Annotated in this window: 21 protein-coding genes; 5 read left to right on the top strand and 16 right to left on the bottom strand. The window is 66.8% G+C overall.

The genetic code is table 11. The features are described from left to right. Nucleotides 1-137 precede the first annotated feature (137 nt). The 11 genes from lysS to HMPREF2914_RS08510 form a co-directional block, all read right to left on the bottom strand. A complete protein-coding gene (lysS, locus tag HMPREF2914_RS08560; protein WP_003092523.1) occupies nt 138-1643 on the bottom strand; it encodes a lysine--tRNA ligase in 1506 nt (501 codons plus the stop codon). 178 nt (nt 1644-1821) lie between these two features. Continuing rightward, nucleotides 1822-2917, bottom strand: a protein-coding gene (gene prfB, locus HMPREF2914_RS08555; protein WP_010895661.1) for a peptide chain release factor 2 whose coding sequence is annotated in 2 segments (ribosomal slippage) — nt 1822-2844 and nt 2846-2917 — 1095 coding nt in all. Because the reading frame shifts where the segments join, the coding sequence is not laid out codon by codon here. A gap of 122 nt (nt 2918-3039) precedes the next feature. Then, nucleotides 3040-4083 carry a Wsp signal transduction system regulator diguanylate cyclase WspR gene (gene wspR, locus HMPREF2914_RS08550; RefSeq protein WP_003092531.1) on the bottom strand — a complete coding sequence of 348 codons (1044 nt, stop codon included), beginning with the start codon at nt 4081-4083 and terminating at the stop codon, nt 3040-3042. A 107-nt stretch (nt 4084-4190) separates the two neighbouring features. Next, nucleotides 4191-5198, bottom strand: coding sequence for a Wsp signal transduction system protein-glutamate methylesterase WspF (gene wspF / locus HMPREF2914_RS08545; RefSeq protein ID WP_003092534.1), 1008 nt, complete (start codon nt 5196-5198; stop codon nt 4191-4193). After that, nucleotides 5195-7504, bottom strand: coding sequence for a Wsp signal transduction system sensor histidine kinase WspE (gene wspE / locus HMPREF2914_RS08540; protein WP_003129896.1), 2310 nt, complete (start codon nt 7502-7504; stop codon nt 5195-5197). The genes wspF and wspE overlap by 4 nt, the downstream gene beginning before the upstream one ends. Beyond that, on the bottom strand, nt 7501-8190 hold the full coding sequence (locus tag HMPREF2914_RS08535) for a chemotaxis protein CheW (protein WP_070702815.1): 690 nt from the start codon (nt 8188-8190) through the stop codon (nt 7501-7503). The genes wspE and HMPREF2914_RS08535 overlap by 4 nt, the downstream gene beginning before the upstream one ends. Then, nucleotides 8183-9451, bottom strand: a complete 1269-nt coding sequence (locus tag HMPREF2914_RS08530; RefSeq protein ID WP_023092562.1) for a CheR family methyltransferase — start codon at nt 9449-9451, stop codon at nt 8183-8185. Before HMPREF2914_RS08530 ends, HMPREF2914_RS08535 begins: the two co-directional genes overlap by 8 nt. Beyond that, nucleotides 9448-9963, bottom strand: coding sequence for a chemotaxis protein CheW (locus HMPREF2914_RS08525; protein WP_019485698.1), 516 nt, complete (start codon nt 9961-9963; stop codon nt 9448-9450). The genes HMPREF2914_RS08530 and HMPREF2914_RS08525 overlap by 4 nt, the downstream gene beginning before the upstream one ends. Nucleotides 9964-9967: 4 nt before the next feature. Next, nucleotides 9968-11596 (bottom strand): Wsp signal transduction system chemoreceptor WspA, encoded by a 1629-nt coding sequence (gene wspA / locus HMPREF2914_RS08520; RefSeq protein WP_003092544.1) that lies wholly within the window; start codon nt 11594-11596, stop codon nt 9968-9970. 266 nt (nt 11597-11862) lie between these two features. Then, nucleotides 11863-13482: an MFS transporter gene (locus HMPREF2914_RS08515; RefSeq protein WP_019485699.1), complete on the bottom strand. Its 1620-nt coding sequence runs from the start codon at nt 13480-13482 to the stop codon at nt 11863-11865. Between the two features lie 108 nt (nt 13483-13590). Then, a complete protein-coding gene (locus HMPREF2914_RS08510) occupies nt 13591-15264 on the bottom strand; it encodes a GMC family oxidoreductase (protein ID WP_003137963.1) in 1674 nt (557 codons plus the stop codon). Between the two features lie 172 nt (nt 15265-15436). Between HMPREF2914_RS08510 and HMPREF2914_RS08505 the strand changes: the two genes are divergently transcribed. Beyond that, a complete protein-coding gene (locus HMPREF2914_RS08505; protein WP_003092552.1) occupies nt 15437-16342 on the top strand; it encodes a LysR family transcriptional regulator in 906 nt (301 codons plus the stop codon). Nucleotides 16343-16378: 36 nt separating this feature from the next. Here HMPREF2914_RS08505 and HMPREF2914_RS08500 read toward each other — a convergent pair whose 3' ends face one another. Then, nucleotides 16379-17074, bottom strand: coding sequence for a tellurite resistance TerB family protein (locus HMPREF2914_RS08500; RefSeq protein ID WP_003092554.1), 696 nt, complete (start codon nt 17072-17074; stop codon nt 16379-16381). Between the two features lie 321 nt (nt 17075-17395). Between HMPREF2914_RS08500 and HMPREF2914_RS08495 the strand changes: the two genes are divergently transcribed. The 3 genes from HMPREF2914_RS08495 (at nt 17396) to HMPREF2914_RS08485 (ending at nt 21147) form a co-directional block, all read left to right on the top strand. Beyond that, on the top strand, nt 17396-19258 hold the full coding sequence (locus HMPREF2914_RS08495) for a flavin monoamine oxidase family protein (RefSeq protein WP_023092560.1): 1863 nt from the start codon (nt 17396-17398) through the stop codon (nt 19256-19258). 323 nt (nt 19259-19581) lie between these two features. Continuing rightward, entirely contained in the window at nt 19582-20223 is a 642-nt protein-coding gene (locus HMPREF2914_RS08490) for a two-component system response regulator TtsR (RefSeq protein WP_003092560.1), read from the top strand. Between the two features lie 120 nt (nt 20224-20343). Continuing rightward, nucleotides 20344-21147: a PA3715 family protein gene (locus HMPREF2914_RS08485; RefSeq protein ID WP_003137956.1), complete on the top strand. Its 804-nt coding sequence runs from the start codon at nt 20344-20346 to the stop codon at nt 21145-21147. Between the two features lie 78 nt (nt 21148-21225). Here the strand turns inward: HMPREF2914_RS08485 and HMPREF2914_RS08480 are convergent, their stop codons facing one another. Next, on the bottom strand, nt 21226-22932 hold the full coding sequence (locus HMPREF2914_RS08480; protein WP_023092559.1) for a WG repeat-containing protein: 1707 nt from the start codon (nt 22930-22932) through the stop codon (nt 21226-21228). 210 nt (nt 22933-23142) lie between these two features. Between HMPREF2914_RS08480 and HMPREF2914_RS08475 the strand changes: the two genes are divergently transcribed. Then, nucleotides 23143-23484 (top strand): FKBP-type peptidyl-prolyl cis-trans isomerase, encoded by a 342-nt coding sequence (locus HMPREF2914_RS08475; RefSeq protein WP_003092567.1) that lies wholly within the window; start codon nt 23143-23145, stop codon nt 23482-23484. An 86-nt stretch (nt 23485-23570) separates the two neighbouring features. On the opposite strand, the gene HMPREF2914_RS08470 is transcribed toward HMPREF2914_RS08475, so the two are convergent. The 3 genes from HMPREF2914_RS08470 to HMPREF2914_RS08460 all read right to left on the bottom strand — a co-directional run bounded on the left by HMPREF2914_RS08470 (nt 23571) and on the right by HMPREF2914_RS08460 (nt 25554). Then, nucleotides 23571-24812, bottom strand: a complete 1242-nt coding sequence (locus tag HMPREF2914_RS08470) for an MFS transporter (RefSeq protein ID WP_023092558.1) — start codon at nt 24810-24812, stop codon at nt 23571-23573. Between the two features lie 147 nt (nt 24813-24959). Then, the gene (armR, locus tag HMPREF2914_RS08465; protein ID WP_019485705.1) at nt 24960-25121 is read right to left on the bottom strand and encodes a MexR antirepressor ArmR; all 162 of its coding nucleotides are present in this window, start codon (nt 25119-25121) and stop codon (nt 24960-24962) included. Between the two features lie 7 nt (nt 25122-25128). Then, nucleotides 25129-25554, bottom strand: coding sequence for a hypothetical protein (locus tag HMPREF2914_RS08460; RefSeq protein WP_003129878.1), 426 nt, complete (start codon nt 25552-25554; stop codon nt 25129-25131). Between the last annotated feature and the right edge of the window lie 115 nt (nt 25555-25669).

Here is a 25669-nt window from a genome sequence, read left to right as displayed (position 1 = left end):
GAAGCTCCGATCCCACCCGCACCTTCCGTGGTCAGCCGGCGGATCGGCGGCTATCGACCCCTGGCCCGGCGGCCGGGACGCCGCGCGGCCATGAAAAAACCGCCCGAAGGCGGCTTTTCCATGGACTGTTGCGGCACTCAGGCCTGCGGGCGCATGTGCGGGAACAGGATCACGTCGCGGATCGACGGCGAGTTGGTCAGCAGCATCACCAGACGGTCGATGCCGATGCCTTCGCCGGCGGTCGGCGGCATGCCGTATTCCAGGGCATTGATGAAGTCGGCGTCGTAGTGCATCGCCTCGTCGTCGCCGGCGTCCTTCTCCTTGACCTGCAACATGAAGCGCTCGGCCTGGTCCTCGGCGTCGTTCAGCTCGGAATAGGCATTGGCGATCTCGCGGCCGCCGATGAACAGCTCGAAGCGGTCAGTGACGCTCGGGTCTTCGTCGTTGCGGCGGGCCAGCGGCGAAACCTCGAAGGGGTAGCGGGTGATGAAGTGCGGCTGCTCCAGCTTGTGCTCCACCAGTTCCTCGAAAATCATCACCTGCAGCTTGCCCAGGCCTTCGTGGCCGAGGACCTTGGCGCCGGCCTTCTTGGCGATGGCCCGCGCCTTCTCGACGTCGTTGAGGTCGGCAGCGCTGATCTCCGGGTTGTACTTGAGGATCGAATCGAACACCGACAGGCGCACGAACGGCTCGCCGAAGTGGAAGACCTTGTCGCCGTAGGGCACGTCGGTGGTACCGAGTACCGCCTGGGCCAGTTCGCGGAACAGTTCCTCGGTCAGGTCCATGTTGTCTTCGTAGTCGGCGTAGGCCTGGTAGAACTCGAGCATGGTGAACTCGGGGTTGTGCCGGGTCGAGACGCCTTCGTTACGGAAGTTGCGGTTGATCTCGAAGACCTTCTCGAAACCGCCGACCACCAGGCGCTTGAGGTACAGCTCCGGGGCGATGCGCAGGAACATGGCCATGTCCAGCGCGTTGTGATGGGTCTCGAACGGCTTGGCCGCGGCGCCGCCGGGGATGGTCTGCAGCATCGGGGTCTCCACTTCGAGGAAACCGCGCTCGCTGAGGAAACGGCGGATGTGGGCGATGACCTGGGAACGCACGCGGAAGGTGTGGCGGGTTTCCTCGTTGACCATCAGGTCGACGTAGCGCTGGCGGTAGCGCTGCTCGGTGTCGGTCAGGCCATGGTGCTTGTCCGGCAGCGGACGCAGCGACTTGGTCAGCAGGCGCACGCTGGTCATGTCGACGTACAGGTCGCCCTTGCCCGAGCGGGCCAGCACGCCTTCGGCGCCGATGATGTCGCCCAGGTCCCAGGTCTTGATCTCGGCCAGGGTTTCTTCCGGCAGGGTCTTGCGGTTGACGTAGACCTGCAGGCGCTCGCTGCTGTCCTGGAGGACGATGAAGGAACCGCGGTTGAGCATGATCCGACCGGCCACCTTGACCGGGATCGCTGCGGCTTCCAGCTCTTCCTTGGTCTTGTCGGCGTACTGTTTCTGCAGGTCCGCGAAGTAGGCGTCGCGGCGGAAGTCGTTGGGGAAGGCGATGGCCCGGGCTTCGCGCACGGCGGCAAGTTTTTCCTTGCGCTGGGCGATCAGCTTGTTTTCTTCCTGTTGCAGTTCGTGCTGGTCGAGTTGTTGGTCGCTCATGGTCTTGGTGGTTCCTGGTTAGGCTCTCTTGCCTGTGGAAACGGATTGCAACAGGGGCGAAAAGCGTAGCGAACGCCGGCCAGGCAAGGCGGGAAATGGCGAGGACACGGAGTTCACGATCGTAAAAAACGAGCAGTCCGAACCATTTTCCAACGCGGCCTGGCCAGGCGCAGCAGCTTTACAGCCCCTGTTTGAGGCTGGCTTCGAGGTATTCGTCTAGATCGCCGTCGAGCACCTTGTCGCAGTCGCTGCGCTCGATACCGGTACGCAGGTCCTTGATCCGCGACTGGTCGAGCACGTAGGAGCGGATCTGGTGGCCCCAGCCGATGTCGGACTTGGAGTCCTCCAGGGCCTGGGACGCAGCGGTACGCTTCTGCATTTCCAGCTCGTACAACTTGGCCCGCAGCATCTTCATCGCGGTGTCCTTGTTGGCGTGCTGGGAGCGTTCGTTCTGGCACGCCACCACGGTATTGGTCGGCACGTGGGTGATCCGCACCGCCGAATCGGTGGTGTTCACGTGCTGACCGCCCGCGCCGGAGGAGCGGTAGGTATCGATGCGCAGGTCGGCCGGGTTGATCTCGATCTCGATGTTGTCGTCGATTTCCGGCGATACGAACACCGCGGTGAACGAGGTGTGACGACGGTTGCCGGAGTCGAACGGACTCTTGCGCACCAGGCGGTGCACGCCGATCTCGGTGCGCAGCCAGCCGAAGGCGTACTCGCCCTTGATGTGCACGGTGGCGCCCTTGATGCCGGCGACCTCGCCCTCGGACAGCTCGATGATAGTGGCGTCGAAGCCGTGCTTGTCGGCCCAGCGCAGGTACATGCGCAGCAGCATGTTGGCCCAGTCCTGGGCCTCGGTGCCGCCGGAGCCGGCCTGGATGTCCAGGTAGGCGTTGTTCGGGTCCATCTCGCCGCTGAACATGCGGCGGAATTCCAGCTTCTCGAGGATCTCGCGCAGACGCTCGACTTCGTTGGCAACGTCGTCGACGGCGCCCTCGTCGTCTTCCTCGACCGCCATGTCCAGCAGGTCGCGGGAATCGGCCAGGCCGCTGGTCAGGTCGTCCAGGGTTTCCACCACCTGCGCCAGCTGGGCGCGCTCGCGGCCGAGGTTCTGGGCGTATTCGGGGTTGTTCCAGACGTTGGGGTCTTCGAGCTCGCGGTTTACTTCGACCAGGCGATCATGCTTCTGATCGTAGTCAAAGATACCCCCGAATGGTCTGGGTGCGCTCGGAGAGGTCCTTGATGCTGTTGAGGATCGGGTTGATTTCCATGGCTGGCGCTCACTCGCGGGAAAACGTCGAAAAGCTGCGAAGTATACTGCACTTGCGCCCTGCGGGCAGTACGCCGGCCTCTATTTAATGCCGGCCGGCGACGCATGGCCGCCGCGCGCCGCTCAGCCCGCCGGGGCTGGCGGCACCGGCTGTTCCATCAGGCCAACCTGGTTGCGGCCATTGTTCTTGGCCTGGTAGAGCGCCTGGTCGGCCATCTCGATGAGAACCCGGAAGGTCTGTCCGCCGCCGCCCGGCACCAGGGTGCTGACGCCGATGCTGACGGTCAGGTACGAGCCCGGGCGTGGCTGGTCGTGGCTGATCTGCAGGCTCTCCACCGTACGCCGGACCTTTTCCGCCAGCAGCCGCGCGCCGCCCGGCGAGGTGCCCGGCAGGACCATGGCGAACTCCTCGCCGCCATAGCGCGCCGCCAGGTCCGAGGAGCGACTGCAGCCCTCGCGGATGGCCCCGGCGACCTGGCGCAGGGCCTCGTCGCCGGCGACGTGGCCGAAGGTGTCGTTGTAGCTCTTGAAATAGTCCACGTCGATCATCAGCAGCGACAGTTGCGACTGCTCGCGCAGCGAGCGGCGCCACTCCATCTCCAGGTATTCGTCGAAGTGACGACGGTTGGAGAGCCCGGTCAGGCCGTCGGAGTTCATCAGCCGCTGCAGCACCAGGTTGGTCTCCAGCAACTGCTGCTGGCTCTCGCGCAGCGCCCGATAGGCCTCGTCGCGTTGCTGCAGGGCGATGTACGAACGCGAGTGGTAGCGGATCCGCGCCACCAGCTCGATGGCGTCCGGCAGCTTGACCAGGTAGTCGTTGGCGCCGGCGGCGAACGCCGCGCTCTTCACCGTCGGCTCTTCCTTGGTCGACAGGACGATGATCGGGATGTCGCGGGTCGCCGGGTTGCCGCGGTAGGCGGCGAGCAGCGTGAGGCCGTCGACGCCGGGCATCACCAGGTCCTGGAGGATCACCGTCGGCTTGATCTGGTTGGCCACCGCCACCGCCTGCTGCGGATCGGAACAGAAGTGGAAGTCGATGCCCGCCTCGCTCGCCAGCGAGCGACGCACAGCCTCTCCGATCATGGCCTGATCATCGACAAGCAGTACCATGACCGCGCCGTCCAGAGGGGCGCCCAGGTCGGTCTTGCTCTCATGAGGGTTGTGCATGTTTCTCTCCGGGACCGGGGCCCCTCGTATCAAATTGAATGCTGTTCCACGCACCGCCACGGCGGGCGCCGGCGCCTACCCTGGCGCCTGACCGGACTCGCGCCCGGCTAATCGAATACCTCCGCCAGGCGCGGGGCGATCTTTTCCAGGGAAAGGATCTGCACCGCGGCATCGATCGCCGCCGCGGCCTTCGGCATCCCGTAGACCGCGCAACTGGCCTGGTCCTGGGCGATGGTGAGGAAGCCGCGCTCGCGCATCTGCTTGAGGCCCTGGGCGCCGTCGCGGCCCATGCCGGTCAGCAGCACGCCCACGGCGTCGCCACGCCAGTAGTTCGCCACGCTCTCGAAAAACACGTCGATGGACGGCCGGTAGACGAAAGAACGCGGTTCGGCGGTGTACACCAGCGAACCGTTGCGCAACAGGCGGATGTGATTGTTGGTCCCCGCCAGCAGGATCTGCCCCGGTATCGGCGGCTCGCCATCGCGCGCCAGGCGCACCGGCAGCTTCGATTCGCTGGCCAGCCATTCGGCCATGCCGGCGGCGAAGACCTCGTCGACATGCTGCACCAGCACCACCGCGGCATTGAAACTGGCCGGCAGTTGCTTGAGCAACACCGCGAGCGACGCCGGACCGCCAGCCGAGGCGCCGATCGCCACCAGACGCTGGCGCGCCCCGCCGGCCTTCGGCGGCACCACCTGGACCTTGCCACGGTTATCGCGCTGGCCGATCAGCCAGCCGACGTTCTGAATCTTGCGCAACAACGGCGCCGCCGCCGTTTGCGGGTTGCCGATGCCCAGCGCCGGCGTGTTCACCGCATCGAGCGCCCCATATCCCATCGCTTCGAAAACCCGGTGCACATTCTGCTCGATATCGACGGTAACAATCACGATCGCGCAAGGACTTTCCGCCATGATCCGACGAGTTGCCTCGACGCCGTCCATCACCGGCATGAGCAGGTCCATCAGCACCACGTCGGGCGTATCGGCGGCGCACTGGGTCACCGCCTCGGCACCGTTGCTGGCGACCCAGACGATCTGGTGCTGCGGCTCGAAGGCCAGCGCGCGGCGCAGCGCCTCGACGGCCAACGGCATGTCATTGACGATTCCGATCCTCAACCCTGTGCTTCTCCGATCAGGACGACGACGGCATCCAGCAAGGCCTCATCGTGGAAACTGGCCTTCGCCAGATAATAGTCGGCGCCGGCGTCGAGACCGCGCCGACGGTCCTCCTCACGATCCTTGTAGGACACCACCATCACCGGCAGCGACTGCAGGCGGCTGTCGCGACGCACCAGGGTGACCAGTTCGATACCGTCCATGCGCGGCATGTCGATATCGGTGATGAGCAGGTCGAAATGCTCCGAGCGCAGGGCGTTCCAGCCGTCCATGCCATCCACCGCCACTGCCACGTCGTAGCCGCGGCCGAGCAGGAGCTTGCGTTCCAGCTCACGCACCGTGAGCGAGTCGTCGACCACCAGGATGCGCTTGCGTTGCGCCCCACCGGCCTGCCGCCGGCTGCGATCGATGCGCTCCAGGCGGCCGCTGCTGAGCAGCTTGCCGACCGAATGCAGGAGGTCCTCGACGTCCAGGATCAGCACCGGCGAACCGTCGTCCAGCAAGGCGCCGGCGGAAACGTCGCGCACCTTGCCCAGGCGCGGATCGAGAGGCATCACCACCAGGGTACGCTCGCCGACGAAACGCTCCACGGCGACGCCGTAGACCGCATCGCGGTCGCGCACCACCACTACCGGGATGGCCCCTTCGGTGCGGCTGCTCTCGGGCCGCTGCAGCAGTTGCGCAGCCGAGACCAGGCCGACATGGCGACCCTCGTACCAGAAGTGCTGGCGACCTTCGAGCTGGACGATCTCCTCCGCTTCCAGCTCGCACATGCGCTCGATATGCGCCAGCGGGAAGGCGTAGGCCTCCTCGCCGATCTCCACCACCAGGCTGCGCACCACGGACAGGGTCAGCGGCACCTCGACGTGGAACAGCGTGCCCTGCCCCTGGCGTTGCTCCATGCGCACGCCGCCACGCAACTGGCGGACCATGTGCTGCACGGCGTCCAGTCCGACGCCGCGACCGGACACCTCGGTGACCTGCTCGCGCATGCTGAAACCGGGCAGGAAGAGAAACGCCAGGAGTTCCTCCTCGCTCAATTGCGCCGCGGTCTCGGCGGTGGCGAACTGGCGATTGAGCACGGTCTCGCGCAGGCGCTGCAGATCGATGCCGCCGCCGTCGTCGCTCAGTTCCAGGACCAGCATGCCGGCGTGGTGGCGGGCGCGGATGGTGATCCTGCCCTCGGCCGGCTTGCCGGCGGCGAGGCGGGTTTCCGGCGCCTCGATACCGTGATCGACGGCATTGCGCAGCAGGTGGGTGAGCGGCGCTTCGAGTTTTTCCAGGACATCCCGGTCGACCTGGGTGCTTTCGCCCTCGACCAGCAGGCGCACCTGCTTGCCCAGCGAGCGGCCCAGGTCGCGAACCATCCGCGCCTGGCCGCTAAGGACGTCGGCGAATGGCCGCATCCGCGAGGCCAGCGCCGCGTCGTAGAGCACCTGGGCGCGCTGGCCGCCCTGCCAGGCGAACTCGTCGAGATCGGCGATGTGCTGCACCAGCATCTGCTGGCATTCGCCGATCAGTTGCCGCGCCTCGCCGAGCATGGCCTGGGCCTGCGGGTCGAGGGCGGTTTCCTGGACCGTCTCGCGTACCACGTCGAGCGCGCGGCTGGCGCTGGACTGCAGACGACGCAGGCGTTGCAGGGAATCGGCCAGCGGCTTGATGCGCTGGAACTCCACCAGCGACTTGCTGGAGATATCCAGCAGCCGGTCCAGGCGCTCGGCGGTGACCCGCAGGACCCGGCTGCGGCGCTCCTCGGCTTGTTCGCCGCCCGCCTGCCCGGCGGGCTCCTCGTCGTTGTCGTCGCTAGCGGCCGCTGATGCCGCTGGCGGCGCCTCGGGGGCCGCTTCCGGCAGGCCGGGAGTCGTCGCCGGCAGCTCCGCGCGGGCCAGCGGCAGGCCGCTGCGCACCAGGCCTTCGAGGCGCTGCACCAGACCGTCGATCTCTTCCCGCCCGGCGCCTTCGGCCCAGCCTGCGTCGCCGGCGGGCGGGGTGCCGATACGCAGCAACAGGTCGCAGCCCTGGAGCAACGCATCGATATGTTCCGATTGCAGGAGCAGGCGTCCGTCCTGCGCCTCCACCAGGCAATCCTCCATGACGTGCGCCACGCGCACGCCGGCGTCCAGCCCGACGATCCGCGCCGCGCCTTTCAGCGAGTGCGCGGCGCGCATGCAGGCTTCCAGTTGGTCGGCCTGGGTCGGGCTGCGCTCCAGCGCCATCAGGCCGGCGTTGAGCACCTGGGTCTGGGCCTCCGCCTCGAGCCGGAACAGCTCGAGCAGCGACGCGTCTCTCATCTGGTCCGGGGTCATGCCAGGCTCCGCGCTACGGCTTGCAGGAGAGGGCCTTCGTCGAGCAGGGTGATGCTCCGCTCACGCCATTGCAGCACGCCGGCCACGTGCCGGCGCGAGGCCTGGCCGTCGGCGTGGTTGGGCGGCAGTATCCGCGCCAGCGGAATCGCATGGATGCCGTCGACTTCCTCCACCGGCGCCACCACCGGACCGCCGGCGGCGGAAATGATCAGCATGCGCGGAACCACCCGGCGCTCGCTGACCGGCGCGGCGCCGGGTTCGAGATCCAGCAGTTCGCCCAGGGAAAGACAGGCGACCAGCGCGCGGCGCACGTTGGTCACCCCTTGCAGGGCGCGCGAGCGCTGGTGCGGCAGGGAATGGATAGGGTTCATCGGCGCCACTTCCACCAGGCTGCCGGTGGCCAGACCGAACCACTCCTCGCCCAGGCGGAACACCAGGATCGAGCGCGTCTCGCCGAGGTCGCTCTGTTCGCGCTGGCTGTCCATCGTTTCGGCGCTGTCGAGCTGGTCCTGGCGCAGGGCGATGCGGTCCAGCAAGTAGGTCGCCGCGGCAGCGTAAACCTCGCAGTTGCGGCAATGGACATGCTCGGCCAGGCGTTCGCAGGACTTGTCGCCATGCACACCGATGCGGTTCCAGCAGTCATCCACCTGTTGGGTATCGAGCAAGGTCAGGCTCGCCTCAACCATCTTTGTTCACTCCACGGGCCGCACGTTGCTGCAGGCGCCGGGCGCCGGCATGGTCGCCGCGAGCGGCGAGCAGCGCCGCCAGGTGCGCCAGCGCCTCGGCGTGCTGCGGCTCCAGGTACAGGGCCTTGCGGTAGAAATCCTGGGCTTCCTGCTCCTGCCCGGCGACATCGCTGAGCAGCCCGAGCCAGTAGAAGACCGTGGCCGACGGCCCACGCGCGGCCAGTTGGCGCTCGCAGGCGGCGCGCGCCTCGCGGTGCTGGCCGGCATCCGCCAGGCGGGCGATTTCGTCGAACTCGCCGACGGGAGTGGCGAGGGGCTGGCCGCTGGCTGGCGGAACCAGGCTGGACAGCCGCTGGCGCGGTTTCGCCGGTGGCGGCGGCGAAGGCCGAATACTCGCACGCTCCACGGCGGCGGCAACGACCGGGCGCGCTCCGTCGCTCACCGCTTTGGGCCGCGCGCCGCGGGGCGCCTCGCTGGTCCGGCGGAACACGAAAGACAGCGGCACGCCGATCGGCTGCATGCCATGCTGGCTGAGCAGGCTCGCCTCGGCTGGTCCGATGAACATCGCGCCGTCCGGCCGCAACAGGCGCTTGAGCACCTCGACCACCTCGCTCTGGGTCGGGCGGTCGAAATAGATCAGCAGGTTGCGACAGAACACGAAATCGTAGGGTGCCTCGCCCGCCAGTAGCCCGGGATCGAGCAAATTGCCGCAGCGGAAGCGCACCTTGCGGCGAACCTGCTCGGCCAACTGGTAGCCATCGGCAACCTCGCTGAAATGGCGGTCGCGAAACCCCAGTTCATCGCCGCGGAAGGAATTCCTGCCGTACACCCCGAGGCTGGCGCGCTCGATCACCCGAGCGCTGACGTCCAGGGCGTCGACCTCGAACAGGTACTCGGAGAGCCCGGCATCGAGCAAGGCCATGACGATGGAATACGGCTCCTCGCCGGTGGAACAGGGCAGGCTGAGGATCCTTAGCGCGCGTCCGCCGCCTAGGCTCGGCAGGCGCTCGAAGGCCAGCCTGGCGAGGGTGGTGAACGACTCCGGGTAGCGGAAGAACCAGGTCTCCGGCACCACCACCGCTTCGATCAGCGCCTGCACCTCGCCCGGCGAGCCGTTCAGGCGCATCCAGTATTCGTCCTCGTCGTGCAGCGCGAGGCCGCTCATGCGCTGGCGTACCGCGCGCTCGATCACCGCGCTGCCCACCGAGCTGGCATCCAGGCCGATCCTGCTCTTGAGCAGGCGTTCGAAGCGATCGTTCATGCCGCCCCCTCGCCGCACTCCGGCGGGAACAGCAGGGCGCACACTTCGTCGGGCAGCAATGCCTCGACCCGCACCCATTGCACCAGTCCCCGTGGTCCTTCATAGACCGGGCCGAGATAGCGGGCCCCGCCGTTGTCCAGGCCATAGTCGCGGAACGCCGACGGTTCGCAGCGCAGGGTATCGGTGGCCTGTTCGAGGATCAGTCCGAGCCAGACCGGCTCTCGGTCCTGGCGGGCGCGGTATTCGACCAGCACGATGCGCGTGCTGGTGCGGGCCAGCGCCGCGCGGCCGAAGGCCATTGCGCAGAGGTCGAGCACCGGGACCAGGACGCCGCGATGGGAGAACACCCCGGCGACCCATTCCGGCGCCTCCGGAATGCGCTTCAGGCGCAGCAGCGGCAGCACTTCGACCACTTCGCGGGCATCCAGGGCATAGCGGTCGCCTTCCATGCGGAACAGCAGGAACAGCTTGCTGGTGCGTCGATGATCGCCGGTGGAGCGGGACACGGTCACAGCCTCAGACTTTGAAGCGGGATACGCCGTTGCGCAGCCCGTTCGCCACCAGGTTCAGCTCATCGATGGCGAAGCTGGCCTGGCGCAGCGACTCCACGGTCTGCCCGGTGGCCTCGCCCAGTTGCACCAGCGCCTGGTTGATCTGCTCGGCACCGGTAGCCTGGGCCTGCATGCCCTCGTTGACCATCTGCACCCGCGGCGCCAGCGCCTGCACCTGCTGGATGATCTGCGACAGTTGCTCGCCGACCTGGCCGACCTCGGCGATACCGCGGCGGACCTCCTCGGAGAACTTGTCCATGCCCATCACCCCGGCCGATACCGCCGACTGGATCTCGCGCACCATCTGCTCGATGTCGTAGGTGGCGACCGCGGTCTGGTCCGCCAGCCGGCGCACCTCGGTGGCCACCACGGCGAACCCGCGGCCGTACTCGCCGGCTTTCTCCGCCTCGATGGCGGCGTTCAGCGAGAGCAGGTTGGTCTGGTCGGCGACCTTGACGATGGTGGTGACCACCTGGTTGATGTTGCCGGCCTTCTCGTTGAGGATCGCCAGCTTGGCGTTGACCAGGTCGGCCGCACCCATCACGTGGTGCATGGTTTCCTCCATGCGCGCCAGGCCCAACTGGCCGGAACCGGCCAGGGTCGAAGTCTGCTCGGCGGCACCGGAGACTTCGCTCATGGTCCGCACCAGGTCGCGCGAGGTGGCGGCGATCTCGCGAGAAGTGGCGCCGATCTCCGTGGTGGTCGCAGCGGTTTCGGTGGCGGTGGCCTGCTGCTGCTTGGAGGTCGCGGCGATCTCGGTGACCGAGGTGGTGACCTGCACCGAAGAACGCTGGGCCTGCGACACCAGGCCCTTGAGTTCCTCGGCCATGCCATTGAAACCGGTCTCGATGGCGCCGAACTCGTCGCGGCGGCCAAGGTTCAGGCGCGCGGTGAGGTCGCCGCCGGCCATCAGGTCGAGGCTGCGGACGATCTTCTGGATCGGCTGGGTGATCGCCCGCAACAGCAGGAACCCGCAGATGCCGGCTACCACCACCGCCAGCAACAGGGTCACCAGCATGCTCAGTTCGGCGTCGTCCACCGCGTTGACGATGTTCTCCGAGGCGCGATCGGCGATGTCCTTGTTCAGCTCGATCAGCTCGTTGAGGTACTTGCGACCGTCGCGCCAGTGCTCGGTCAACGGGCCGGCGACGAGCTTGCCGGCTTCTTCGAAGCGTTTCTCGCGATACAGCTCGAGCACCTTGTCGTGCTGCTCCAGGTAGGCCTTGCGCACACCCAGGAAGCCGGCGAGCAGCTCGTGGTCGCGGGCCTCGTCCGGGTTCATGGTCTTCTGGTAGGAGGCGATCTGCTGGTCCAGGCGCTCCTCGCTGGCAAGGATGCTGTCAGCCTCGGCCTTGCTCAGCTCGTGGTCGTCGGTGACGCCGAACAGTTCCTGGGTCTGCAGGTAGTTGTCGGTCCACGAACTGCGTACCAGGGTGATGAAGTACATCCCCGGCATGGCGTCGTCCTGGACACGGTAGGCGCCCTTTTCCACCGTCAACATCTTCACGTACGCAGTAGCGGCCATCAGCAGCATGATCGCGATGATCACGGCGAAACTTGCCAGGATTCGCTGGCGAACAGTCCAGTTCTTCACATTTTTCCCCAAGACTCGAGTCCGGATTCGTTCCTGCCGCCACAACGGCCCGTCAATCGCGCGGACTGTATAGGCCGTCCCCGGCACCGGCAAGCAGCGCCATAGGGTTTTCCCGCTATTGTAGGCGCTGGAAAGGCGTTTTTTGACGCCAGAAGTGTGGCAGAAAGACAAAGAAAGAAAACTGGCAAGCCAGACTTTTCTGAGAAGACAGGCACATCACGGAGGGAATGTGCGCCCCGTCCCCATGCCGGGAACGGGGCGCGATGTCACCGGTGGATATCGGTATGGCGGGTTTCGCGGAGGAACAGCAAGGCGCAGACCAGGCTGCCGCCGGTGATCAGCACCGGATACCAGAGGCCGTAGAAGATGTCGCCGGTGTACACCACCAGGGCGAACGAGACCGTGGGCAGGAAGCCGCCGAACCAGCCGTTGCCGATGTGGTACGGCAGGGACAGCGAGGAATAGCGGATGCGGGTCGGGAACAGTTCGACCATCAGCGCCGCCAGCGGGCCGTAGCAGAGGGTGGAGATCAGCACCAGGGCGAAGATGATGGCGATCACCATCGGCTTGTTCACCTGGCTACCATCGGCCTGCTGCGGGTAGCCTGCCGCCTTCACCGCGGCCGCCATCGCTTCGGCGTCGAAGCCGGCGATCTCGGTCTCGCCGACCCGTATCCTGACGTCGCTGCCGGCGGGCGCCGCCACCGTCGAGTAGGGCAGGCCGGCCTTGACCAGGAAGGTCTTGACCTTGTCGCAGGGGCTGTCGAAGGTCGCCTTGCCCACCGGGTCGAACTGGAAGGTGCAGGTCGCTGGGTCGGCCACCACGCTGATCGGCGACTGCCGGCTGGCCTGGTCGATGGCCGGATTGGCGTAGTGGGTCAAGCCCTTGAACAGCGGGAAGTAGAACAGCGTGGCGAGCAGCAGGCCGGCCAGCAGCACCGGCTTGCGGCCGATGCGGTCGGACAGCCAGCCGGCGACGATGAAGAACGGCGCGCCAAGCACCAGGGCGACGATCAGCAGACCGTTGGCGGTGCCGCCATCGACCTTGAGCACCTGGGTGAGGAAGAACAGCACGTAGAACTGCGCCGTGTAGAAGGTCACCGCCTGGCCGGCATTGATGCTGAACAGCGCGGTCAGCACCACCTTCAGGTTGCCCCACTGGGTGAAGGACTCGCGCAGCGGCGCCTTGCTGACCTTGCCCTCGGCCTTCATCTTGAGGAACGCCGGCGACTCGCGCATGGACAGGCGGATCCAGGTGGAGATGCCCAGCAGGACGATGGACAGCAGGAATGGCAGGCGCCAGCCCCAGGTCTCGAACTCGTCGCCGGTCAACTGGCGGCAAGCCAGGATCACCAGCAGCGAGAGCAACAGGCCGAGGGTCGCGGTGGACTGGATCCAGCTGGTGTAGCTACCGCGCTTGTTCACCGGGGCGTGCTCGGCGACGTAGATCGCCGCGCCGCCGTACTCGCCGCCCAGGGCCAGGCCCTGGAGCATGCGCAAGGTGACCAGGATGATCGGCGCGGCGACACCGATCGAGGCATAGGTGGGCAGCAGGCCGACGGCGAAGGTCGACAGCCCCATCAGCAGGATGGTCACCAGGAAGGTGTACTTGCGCCCGATCATGTCGCCCAGGCGGCCGAACACCAGCGCGCCGAAGGGCCGCACCAGGAAGCCGGCGGCGAAGGCCATCAAGGCGAAGATGAAGGCGGTGGTGTCGTTGACGCCGGCGAAGAACTGCTTGCTGATCACCGCCGCCAGGGCGCCGTAGAGGAAGAAGTCGTACCACTCGAAGACCGTGCCCAGCGAGGAGGCGAAGATCACCTTGCGCTCCTCCTGGGGCGTGGTCGCAGGCACTGTGTAGGAAGGGGTCGTTGCGTACTCGGTCATTGCGGCTCTCCCGCCCCTTGTGGGGGCTCTTATTGTTGTCTGCCATTTCCGTTTTCAGCGTCGACCGCTGCGGCGCCGGGCGCCACGCGATACGGGGTGTAGCGATCCTCAGGCCTCCACCGCCTCCTTGCCGCCGGTAGCCATGGCGCTTTCGACGACCTGCGGCGCGGCCTCGCGGCGGCGCTCGGCGAGAATCATCTGCGCCGCCTTCTCGGCGATCACCAGCACCGGCGAACAGGTGTTGCCGGAGGTCAGGCTGGGCATGATCGAGGCATCGGCGATACGCAGGCCGGGGATTCCGTGCACCCTCAATTGCGCATCCACCACCGCTTGCGGCCCCTGGCCCATGCGGCAGGTGCCGGCAGGGTGGAAGATGGTGGTGCCGATCTCCGCCGCGGCGCGCTGCAGATCCTCTTCGCTGCGGTATTCCGGGCCGGGCTTGTACTCCTGCGGACGGAAGGCGGCCAGCGCCGGCGCGGCGGCGATGCGGCGGGTCAGGCGTATGGCGTCGGCAGCGACCTTCAGGTCGCGCGGATCGCTCAGGTAGTTGGGCTGGATCGACGGCGCCTCGCCCGGGTCGAGCGAGCGGATGCGCACCGTTCCCCGGCTGTGCGGACGCAGGTCGCAGACCGACGCGGTGAACGCCGGGAAGGCATGCAGCGGCTCGCCGAAGCGATCCAGCGAGAGCGGCTGGACGTGGTATTCGAGGTTGGCCGAGGGCTGCTGCGGATCGGAGCGGGCGAAGGCGCCCAGTTGGCTCGGCGCCATCGACAACGGCCCGCTGCGGCTCGCCAGGTAGCGCAGGCCCATGCCCAGCTTGCCCCATAGGCTGCCGGCGATCTGGTTGAGGGTGGGAACGCCGTCGACCTTGTAGATCATGCGCAGTTGCAGGTGATCCTGGAGGTTACCGCCGACCCCGGGCAACTCGTGGACGACCCCGGCACCGAGCCGCTCCAGCAGGTCCCGCGGGCCGATCCCGGAGCGTTGCAGCAGGCACGGCGAACCGATCGCGCCAGCGCTCAGGACGATCTCGCGGCGCGCCTCGAAGCGCTGCTCGCGGCCCTGCCAACGGACCGACAGGGCCCTGGCGCGGCCGTCCTCGAGGAGCACCCGCTGGACTTCGGCATGGGTCAGAACCGTCAGGTTGGCGCGCTGGGCGATGCCGCGCAGGAAGCCTTTCGAGGCATTCCAGCGCACCCCGCCGCGCTGGTTGACCTGGAAGTAGCCGCAGCCTTCGTTGTCGCCACCGTTAAAATCCTCGACGCTGGCGATTCCGGTCTGCGCCGCCGCCTGCTGGAAGGCATCGAGCAGCTTCCAGGAGAGCCGCTGGCGTTCTACCCGCCATTCGCCGCCGGCGCCGTGCATTTCGCTGGTCCCGGCGAAATGGTCCTCCATCCTGCGGAACAGCGGCAGCAGCTCTCTCCAGCTCCAGCCCGGATTGCCTTCGGCCACCCACTGGTCGTAGTCGCGGGCCTGGCCACGCATGTAGATCATGCCATTGATCGAGGAGCATCCTCCGAGCACCTTGCCGCGCGGGTACTTCAGGGAACGACCGTTGAGCCCGGGGACCTCGTCGGTGTCGAAGCACCAGTCGGTACGCGGGTTGCCGATGCAGTAGAGGTAGCCGACGGGAATGTGGATCCAGGGATAGTTATCCGGACCGCCGGCTTCCAGCAGCAGGACACGGTTGGCAGGGTCGGCGGAAAGCCGGTTGGCCAGCAGGCAGCCGGCAGGTCCGGCGCCGACGATGAGGTAGTCGTAGGTATCCAGTACCTCGGGCATGGCGAGCCTCGTCTTGTCGTTCTTGTGATGGGCCGTCGGACCTGCGGATGACCGGCAAGTCTCGAACGGCTTGAGGCTAGTCGTTCATTCGCGATAAAAAAACAAACGTTTCGGGGCAGCTATTGTTCGTTTTCTAACAGCCCCCCCCTCGGCCCGGCAGAAGGCGCTCCCCATGTTCGACTGGAATGACCTGCGTTTCTTCCTCGAGTTGCAGCGCAGCGGCCGCCTGCTGACCGCCGCCAAGCGTCTCGGCACCACTCACGCCACGGTGGCCCGGCACATCGAGAACATCGAGCGCGACCTCGGCACCCAACTGTTCGCCCAGCACACCGGCGGCTACCAGTTGACTCCGGCCGGCCAGGCGCTGCTCAAGCACGCCGAGGCGATGGAGAACACCGCGCTGCTCGCCCAGGAAGAAATGAGCCAGAGCATCTCGCCGCTGGGGCAGATCCGCATCGGCGTCACCGAAGGCCTCGGCAGCGTCTTCCTCGCTCCGCGCCTGGCGCAATTGATGCGCCACTACCCGGGCCTGGAGGTCGAGCTGGTCTCGGTGCCGCGCTTCGTCAGCATCACCAACCGCGAAGCGGACATCGCCATCTCCCTCGACCGGCCGAGCGCCGACCTGGTGATCACCCGCCTGCTGACCCGCTATCGCCTGGCGTTGTTCGCCAGCCCCGCCTACCTGGAACAGGCGCCGCCGCTACGCGACCGCGACGACCTCGGCAGGCACCAGTGGATCGGCTACGTCGACGACCTGCTGTTCAGCCAGGAACTGATGTTCCACCACAGTTTCTGCCGCCACCCGCAGGTCGTGTTCCGCAGCACCAGCGTGGTAGCCCAGCAGCAGGCGGCGCAGGCCGGCATCGGCCTGGCGATCCTGCCGCACTTCATGGGTAGCCGCGATCCGTTGCTGGTACCGGTGCTGCCCGAGGAAAGCATCCAGCGCGAGTACTGGATGAGCACCCGGCGGGAGCTGCACCGCTCGGTGCGCCTGCGGGTGGTCTGGGACTTCCTGCTGGAGCTGTGCCAGCGCGAGCGGGAGGTTCTGCTCGGCCCTTCGGCGACGCCGCCGCCATGATGGCGGCGGTTATCTGCGGAACGACGCTCCGCCGTCTCAGGCCAGGCGCTGCAGCGCCTGTCTGGCCTGGTTCTCCAGCTCCAGCTTGAACGAGGGTTCCAGGCGCAGCTGCCGCGCCAGCTCCTCGAGGTAGGAGCGCTCCATGAAGCTTTCCTCGTCGACCATCAGCAGGCTGGCCAGGTACATCTCCGCGGCGATCTCCGGGGTGCTCGCGGCACGGGCGATCTCGGCCGGGTCCAGCGGCTTGTTCAACTCGCGCTCCAGCCAGCCCTGCACCTCGCGGTCGCTGGTCAGCTTGGCCACCTCGCCTTCGATCATCTGCCGTTCGCGCTCGTCGATGTGGCCGTCGGCCTTGGCCGCACCGACGATGGCCTGGAGGATCGCGTGGCTATGCACTTCGGCCTGGGCTTCCGGCAGGCGGTCGACGGTCTGCGGCTGCGCCTGCGGCGCGGCGCCGTTCTGTTGCTGCTGCCAGTTGTTGTAGGCCTTGTAGGCGATCACCCCGAGCGCGGCGAGGCCGCCGTAGGTGATCGCCTTGCCACCGAACTTGCGCGCCTTCTTGTTTCCCAGCAGCAGGCCGATGGCGCCGGCCGCCAGGGCTCCGCCGCCGGCGCCGGAAAGCAGGCTGCCGAGCTGTCCGCCGCCGCTGGCGCCGGGCTTGCCGCCGGTCTTGTTCTGCAACATTTCCTGCCCGGACTTGAGCAATTGGTCGAGCAAACCACGGGTATTCATGAGGAACCTCCAGGACGTTCGGTAACAACCGGATTCGACCGACTCTAGCCCTTCGCGTCCGCGCTGCCCGCCGGGAGTTTGCTTCGAGATATTGCCGGCCTCCGCGGACACCTTGGCAAAGCGCGACGCATGTCACATTTTTCCAGATAGAGGCCTAGTGCCAGCAGAAAGCCCTTCGACGCGCCGGCATGGCCCTCTAAACTCCGCGCCCGCCCGCGACTGCGGGTCGGCGTCCAACGCCAGCCGCTCCGCGCGCATTCGCAACAGCAAACTGTGAACATGGCTCCCCCGAGCCACCCACTGCCTCGCAAAGGACTTCCCATGACCATCTCCCGCCGCGACTTCCTGAACGGCGTAGCCCTGACCATCGCCGCAGGCCTGACCCCCGCCGAGATCCTCCGCGCCGCCCCCGGCGGCCGCTACTATCCGCCCGCGCTCACCGGCCTGCGCGGTAGCCATCCGGGCGCCTTCGAAGTCGCACACCAGATGGGCTGGGAGAAGAAGACCTTCGATGTCGACCACCTGCCGATCGAAGAGGAATACGACCTGGTGGTGGTCGGCGGCGGCATCAGCGGCCTCGCCGCCGCCTGGTTCTATCGCGAACGGCACCCCGCGGCGCGCATCCTCGTCATCGAGAACCACGACGACTTCGGCGGCCATGCCAAGCGCAACGAATTCCAGGCCGGCGGGCGCACCATCCTCGGCTACGGCGGCAGCGAGTCGCTGCAATCGCCGAACGCCCTCTACAGCGAAGACGCCAAACACCTGCTGAAACGCCTGGGCGTCGAGCTCAAGCGCTTCGAGACAGCCTTCGACACCGACTTCTACCCCGGCCTGGGCCTGTCCCGCGCGGTGTTCTTCGACAAGGCCAGCTTCGGCGTGGACAAGCTGGTCAGCGGCGACCCGACGCCGATGGTTGCCGACGAGGTCCCCCGCGATCGTCTCAATGCCCGCTCCTGGCGCGCCTTCATCGGCGATTTCCCGCTGAGCCGCGAAGACCGGGAGGCGCTCATCGCGCTGTACGAATCACCTCGCGACTATCTTGCCGGCAAGAACGTGGAAGAGAAGGAAACCTACCTGGCGAAGACCAGCTACCGCGACTACCTGCTCAAGAACGTCGGGCTCTCGGAAACCTCGGTGAAGTACTTCCAGGGCCGCAGCAACGACTTCTCTGCCCTCGGCGCCGACGCCCTGCCGGCGGCCGACGCATACGCCGCCGGCTTCCCCGGCTTCGACGCCCTCGGCCTGCCGCAACCCAGCGAGGAGGCCCAGGCGGAAATGGACGAGCCGTACATCTACCATTTCCCCGACGGCAACGCCTCGCTGGCTCGGCTCATGGTGCGCGACCTGATCCCTGCGGTGGCGCCGGGCCGAGGCATGGAGGACATCGTCATGGCCCGCTTCGACTACTCGAAGCTGGACCTCGCCGGGCACCCGGTGCGCCTGCGCCTGAACAGCACCGCCGTCAGCGTGCGCAACCGCGCCGGCGGCGTCGATGTCGGCTACAGCCGCGCCGGCCGCCTACACCGGGTACGCGGCAAGCACTGCGTGATGGCCTGCTACAACATGATGGTGCCGTACCTGCTGCGCGACCTCTCCGAGGAGCAGGCCCACGCGCTGAGCCAGAACGTCAAGTTCCCGCTGGTGTACACCAAGGTATTGCTGCGCAACTGGCAGGCCTGGAAGACCCTCGGCATCCACGAGATCTACGCGCCGACCCTGCCCTACTCGCGGATCAAGCTGGACTTCCCGGTCGACCTCGACAGCTACCGGCACCCGCGCGACCCGCGGCAGCCGATCGGCGTGCACATGGTCTACGTGCCGACCACCCCGAACGCCGGCATGGACGCCCGCACCCAGGCTCGCGTAGGCCGCAGCAAGCTCTACGCGATGAGCTTCGAGCAACTGGAAAAGGACATCCGCGACCAGCTCCAGGCCATGCTCGGCCCGGCCGGCTTCGACCACCGTCGCGACATCACCGGCATCACCGTGAACCGCTGGTCGCACGGCTACTCCTACTTCATGAATACCCTCTACGACGACGAGGCGGAAAGCGAAGCGCTGATGGAACTGGCGCGAAGCAAGGTCGGCAATGTCGCCATCGCCAACTCGGATGCGGCCTGGGATGCCTACGCCCATGCCGCCATCGACCAGGCGGTCCGGGCAGTCCGCGAACTGGGTTGAAGGACGGCGACGGCAGCGGGACCCGCGCTGCCGTCGCGCCCTTCCGATGTCCAGCAAGACTGACAGAAATGTACTGACAGAGATTTCAACCCCTACTCCACGAAAGCCGTTCAAAGACCCTATGTTTCTCGGCCTCCCCTCGAAATAACCTAGGGAAAACACATAGGAAATTTCCTACTAGCATTCAGAAAAGTCCTGATTAAACCGACAGACACCATCGCTAGAATTCGAGCCCGTCCGGAGCTGCCTCCTGGCGGATTATCCGCCTGTCGGCGTTGCCGGTAGCCGCTGCGGAAACCTCCATCTCGATCGGGTTCGATTTCATGAAAACACGCGTCATCCTCGTCGACGACCACGCCCTCACCCTGATCGGCATGCGCTATCTGCTGAGTGCGTACGACGACCTGCGGATCGTCGCCCAGGCCCAGGACGCCGATGGCTTGCTGGCGCAGCTCGAAGCGCACCCCTGCGACCTGCTGATCACCGACCTGATGATGCCCGGCAGCCAGCAGGCCGACGGCTTGCGCCTGGTGCAGAAGGTCCGGCGGCGCTATCCGGACCTGCCGATCATCGTCGTCACCATGCTCGGCAACCCGGCACTCGTTTCATCCCTGCTCAAGCTGGGCATTCACGGCCTGGTGAGCAAACGCGGCATGCTCGACGATCTGCCCAAGGCGATCCGCCACGCCGGCCGTCGACCATTCATCTCGCGCTCCATCGCACACCTGCTGGAAGTGGGCGAAGCCGAGCACGGCAAGCCGCTGGCCAGCCTCGAACAACTCACCCCGCGCGAAGTGGAAGTGCTGCGCCTGTACGGCAGCGGCCTGGCGGTCGGGGAAATCGCCATCCGACTGTGCCGCAGCAAGCAGACCATCAGCGCGCAAAAGAGCAGCGCCATGCGCAAGCTTGGCCTGGACAGCAATGCCGGACTCTTTATCTACATCCGGGAAAACGGCCTGGCCTGAGCAGCGCGGCCGCGATATGTCCGCCCCGCCAGCCCGCTTCGCAAGGTCCGCGCAGCAGCTAGAATGTCCCGCAGCGCCGGGCGTCATCCGTGCCCGCCTCCGCCAAAGGACTCTTTTCACATGGACCGTAACCGCCGCCTCTCCGCCCGACTCTGCCTCCTGCTGCTGGGACTCGCCAGCCAGGCCGAAGCCCGCGAACCGCAGCCCTGCGCGTCGCGACTGCTTGACGCCGTAGCCAGGCAGGTCGGCCACGATGGCTGGATAGCCCCTTCGTACGAATCTTCCGGTCCGTTCCTCGCCGTGGCCTGCAAGCCCTGGCCGGACGACCCCGCGCAGACGGTGATCGCCATGGCCTACCTGGATCCGGGCGACACCGCCGTGGAAGGCGAACGCCACCCGCATCTGCTATTGGCCAAGGCCGACAGCCGCAGCGGCAGGCTGCTCGAACGCTACGACAGCGACTTCGAAGAAGACGCGTCCGTCGCCGTCGGCAGCGACAGCCTCTGGCTGGACACCGCACGCTATCGCCTGAGCCCGACGGTGCGCGCCTTCGGCGTGGTATTCCATAGCGTGGCGCGTGGCGCCAGTTGTCCGGAAGCCGGCTTCGACAACCTGCTGACCCTGGTGGTGCCGGCCGGCGACGGCAAGCTGCGGCCGGTGCTCAACACCTACCTGGACCAGTGGAGGACGCTGAAAGGCTCGGTCTGCTCCGCCGAGCCCGGGTTCGAACAGGAAGTCTCGCACCTGACCCTGGAACTCGGCCGTGGACGCTCCAACGGCTTTGCCGACCTGGTCGTCACCTCTCGGGTCAGCGACGGCGAAACGGAGAACGGCAAACCCTTGCGCACGGTGAAGCGCACGCTGCGCTACGACGGCGAGCGCTACCCGTTCGAGGAGTATTCGGACTTCTGGCATCGCCAGTGAGGGAAGGCCGTGGCCAGCAGCCACGGCGAAACAGCGGAACCGCGCGCCCGCCGCAAGGGGCGGACGCGCGCAGGGAACTCAGCTCTCGCTGGTTTCCTCGCTCTCTTCGGCGGGCGCCGGCTCCTGCTCCGGCTCGCCTTCGTCGCCCTGCTCGTCGTCCGACTGGCAATACGGCGTCGGGTCCTGCGGCCAGATCGCCTTGCCATTGCCGTCGAGCAACTGTTCGGCGCCGCAATCGGTGGTGGCCACGGTGAAGCGCGGCTTGCCGTTCAGGTCGTACAGTGCGCGCAAGGTTTCCGTCGCCTCGTCGCCAGTGCCGCTGACTTCGTAGCCCAGGATGTAACCCTGCTGCGGATTCACCTCCAGCTTCTGCCAGAGCGCCGGAACCAGCGTGCGTCCCTGGCGATCGAGCAACACGGTGTGGGCAGCGTTGTCCATACCGTCGAGAGCTTCCAGGAAACGACCGTCATACGCAGACTGGATGCTGATCAGTTCGCCCGGCTCCAGCAGCATCTTGCCGCTGCGGTCCATCAGGCCCACCACCGGCACCTGGCTTTCCGAACCCATGAAGCTGACGGTCTTCTGCGGCCCGCCCTTCTTCGCCACGACGAACAGGTCGTTGCCCAGCGCGCCGATCTGCGCATAACCCGGCTTCACCCACTCGCTGCCTTCGTCGAGGTTGAAGATGCCGAAGTCGGCGCTGAACAGGCCGGTGCTCACGCCGACGGCAGCCAGCCCGGGCACGTCGACGGTGTAGCCAAGCGCGGTGAGGCCGGCGCTGTCGGCCGAATCGTACTGCGGCTGCACCTTCCAGGCGCCGCTGCGATCGATCAGGCCGTACTTGCCCGACGAGCCATCTTCCATGCGCTGCTGGGCCAGCCCGCCCTGCTTGCCGAAGGCGCCGCAACCGGCGAACTGAGCGGCGATCGCCACCTTGCCCTGGTAGTCGAGGTAGCCACAGGGGCTGTCGTACTTCTCGCGGAACGCCACCAGGCCGTTGGCCGGGGTGCCCAGGTAATCGTAGCTCTTGCCGTCACCGACCACGTCGCCCTTGGCATCCACCAGTTGGGAGCCCTTGCCGATGACGCTGGCGCTCATCACGCCGTCGTGGAGGTCGCCCAGGCTCTCGTAGGCCACGGCCTTCTGTTCGCCGGTAGCGAGGTTGATGATCCACTTCTCCTCGCCACGCTCGGCGCTGATCAAGCCGCCGTGTTCGGCGACGCTGCCGTTGACCAGGGTGGTGTCGTAGAGCGCCTCGGTGAGCTGCTTGCCCTTGGCATCGAGGATGCCGCGCTTGCCATCGATCTCGTAGATGATGAATTCGTTGGCACTGTTGGGGTAGATGTCGTCGAAACGCGGCGCCTGGACTTCCTTGCCCTGGCCGTCGACCACGCCGTACTTGCCATCGCGGACGAAGCCATAGAGGTTGGGGGTGAGCAGCGACAGGGCTTCGCCGATATCGTCGCGCAACACCTTGCCGTCCTTCGCCTGGATCAGGTTCCAGCGCTCCTCGCGCGCCGCCATCAGGGTGCCCTGGTAGGCGCTGGCGACGATATTGTCGTAGTCGTTGTCGAACGGCACGAGCAGCTTGGCGTCCTGGTCGATCACCGCGCACTGGCCGTTGAGGCATAGCGGGATGCTCAGTGCAGCCATGCTCGGTGCGGCCGGTTGCGGCGCGACCGCCGCAGGCTTCGGCGCATCGTCGCCCTGGTTGCAGGCGCTGAGGAGCAAGGTGGAAACGGAGACGGCGAGGGTGTTGCGGCCGATACGCGACAGTCTTTGCATGCGGATATGTTCTCGTATGATCCCTGAGATATGTGTCCAGCCGCGATGCGCGCGACATCGCGGAACGCGGTAGCCTTCCCGGCGGAAAGGCGCGGGCATGATGCCCGTGCCGCGGACCGCCTGGCAATGCCCTGGTCCGCCGGCTCGGCGACAGGCGGCGCGCTTGCTGGCAGAATCGCGGCTTTCCGCAAACCGCGCAGGTACCGCCCCATGAACGACCGACTGCAGATCGAAGACCTCCTCCTGGGCGACGGCAAGGAGGTGGTGAAGGGTGCGCTGATCACCACCCAGTACAAGGGCACCCTGGAAGACGGCACGCTGTTCGACTCCTCCTACGAGCGCGGCCGGCCATTCCAGTGCGTGATCGGCACCGGACGAGTGATCAAGGGTTGGGACCAGGGCCTGATGGGCATGAAGGTCGGCGGCAAGCGACGGCTGTTCGTCCCTTCCCACCTGGCCTACGGCGAACGGCAGGTCGGCGCGCACATCAAGCCCCACTCCAACCTGCTGTTCGAGATCGAACTGCTGGAAGTGCTCACCCGCGACGACTGAGCCGAGGGACGGCGGCGGCCTCTGGCCGCCATGCGCAGGACGAATAGTCGCTCGACTATCCGCCCTGCACGAAGCCGGTTTCTCTTCTAATCCGCAGGGCGAGCCGCGGAACCCGTGGCAATGGCGCGAGGCAGGCCGTCCAGCGCACGCAGCAGGCAGAACCCCAGGACGGCCCCCGCCGCGCCCGCGACCAGCATCAGGCCGATCGCGCCCGACCAGTCGAAACGGCTGACGATCAGGCCGATCAGCAAGGGGCCGATCACCTGCCCCAGGTAGTTGCCCTGCATTACCCAGCCGATGGCCAGTGGCGTCAGCGAAGGCGTGGGCGAGGCCAGCGGCGCGGTCGCCAGCACGGTGGTGGGAAGCATGCCGGCGACCGCCGAGAAGACGAACCCCAGCGCAATCGCCAGGAGCCCCGGCGTCGCGGCATGGAAGAACGCCGCACCGGTGACTCCCATCAGGATCGCGGTGGTCGCCAGCAAGGCGCCGGGACGTATGCCGCGGGAAAGGATGAAGCCCGCCGCGACATTGCCCAGGGCGTTCGCCGCGACGATGGCCGCGCCGATGAGTCCCGCAATCTCCAGGGCGACGCCCAGGCGCTGCATGAGGAACACGGGGAGGAACGTCATCAGGGCGAAGAACTGCAGGTTGTAGGTGGTGAAGCCGAGCGCCAGCAGGGTGATCGCCGGAGACTTGAGCAACGTGCCAAGACCGGCCGGCCTCACGCCTGCCGCCCTGCGCCCATCGTCGGCAGGGACGCTGAGCGGCAGCAGCAGCGCCGCGACCAGTACCAGCAGTGCGCTCAGTTGCCAGTCGGCGCGCCAGTCCGCGAGCAGCGGCCCGAACAGCATCGAGAGGGCGATTCCGCCTGCCATGAAGGTGCTCCACAGACCGAACACCACGCTGCGCCGCGTCTCGCTGGTGATCCTGTGCAACACGGCGGGCGCCGCCACTACCACGATGAGGAAACCGAGCCCCTCGACGAAGCGAGTGGCGAGCAACCAGGCGAAGTCCTGCATCGACGCACCGAGCAGGCTCGCTCCGCCGAGAATCGCCAGTCCGCCGGTCAGCAGCCGGCGATCTCCCCAGCGACGCACCAGGAGGCCAGCGGCGATGCCGCCGAATACGCCGACGAACGGAAAGGCGGACATGATCCAGCTCAGCGCGGCGAGGTCGCCGCCGAAGCTCCGTTGCAGCGACGGCAGGGCGATGGTCGCCTTGCCGACATGCAGGGCGGCGGCGATGCCGGCGAAGATCACATTGGCAACTGCCAGCCATCGCGGGCTGGCCTGGGGGTGCGGACGAGCGGGAGTGGACGGGCTATCCATCGTTGCCTCCGGGCATGGAGTGGCGCCAGGCAAGGTCGCCAGACGCTCTGCGCGGATTCTGATAGCTCAAGTTAACTTGAGGTAAAGAGCCCAGGAATCAAACGATGTGTTCCATCGCCCGCACCAATGGCAATCCGGCACGCCCACTCAGTAGAAGTGCTCGCCGTAGAGGTCCCAGGCATTGCGCCGGGCCGCCCGGCGCAGCTGCTCGGTGCAATCCCGCCGACCGACGGCGGATCGTCCCGAGGTGGCAGCGACAGCTTCGGTCTCGGTGCGGGACGGTTTGTTGCGCGGAGTGTTCAGGGACATGGCGGCGTCACCAGTTCATCCCCGTCGCCGGCCCGCTCAGCAGCGCCTTCGCCATGCCGCGCGCGGACGCCAGGTCCGGCGCCACGCTCACCGGCGGGCCGTAGACGGCCTGCAGCACCGGCGCCAGCTGCTGCAGGTCGGCGAGGTTGTCCGGCTGGCCGTTGGCACTGAGCAGGATGCCCCGGCAATGCTCGACGAAGCGCTGGCGATTTTCCTTGAGCCATAACACCAGGCGCTTGCGCGCTTGCTGGTCGCCTTCAGCTTCTTCCTGCGGGAGTGGCGGATAGACCAGGGCGAAATCGCACTCGACGGCCAGCAGCGCTTCGACCTCCTCCAACCAGCGCTCGACATCGGCCAGCTCGCGGGGCATCTCGCGGACCTGGACCAGGGGAAAGGCATCGATATCCAACAGGCTCTTAGCGGGGGCATTCATGGGGGGGACTCCTGCGGGGAGGCAAGGCGGAGGAATGAGCGGAAGTGCTTGCCAAAACAGTACTGCACGATACAGTTCTTAAATGACCAGCGTCAACCCTAACGAGAAACGCTCT

Source organism: Pseudomonas sp. HMSC067G02 (assembly GCF_001813485.1).
GTDB lineage: Bacteria > Pseudomonadota > Gammaproteobacteria > Pseudomonadales > Pseudomonadaceae > Pseudomonas > Pseudomonas aeruginosa.
Note: the sequence above shows the minus strand (reverse complement) of the source record. Positions and strands in the feature narration are given on the sequence as shown.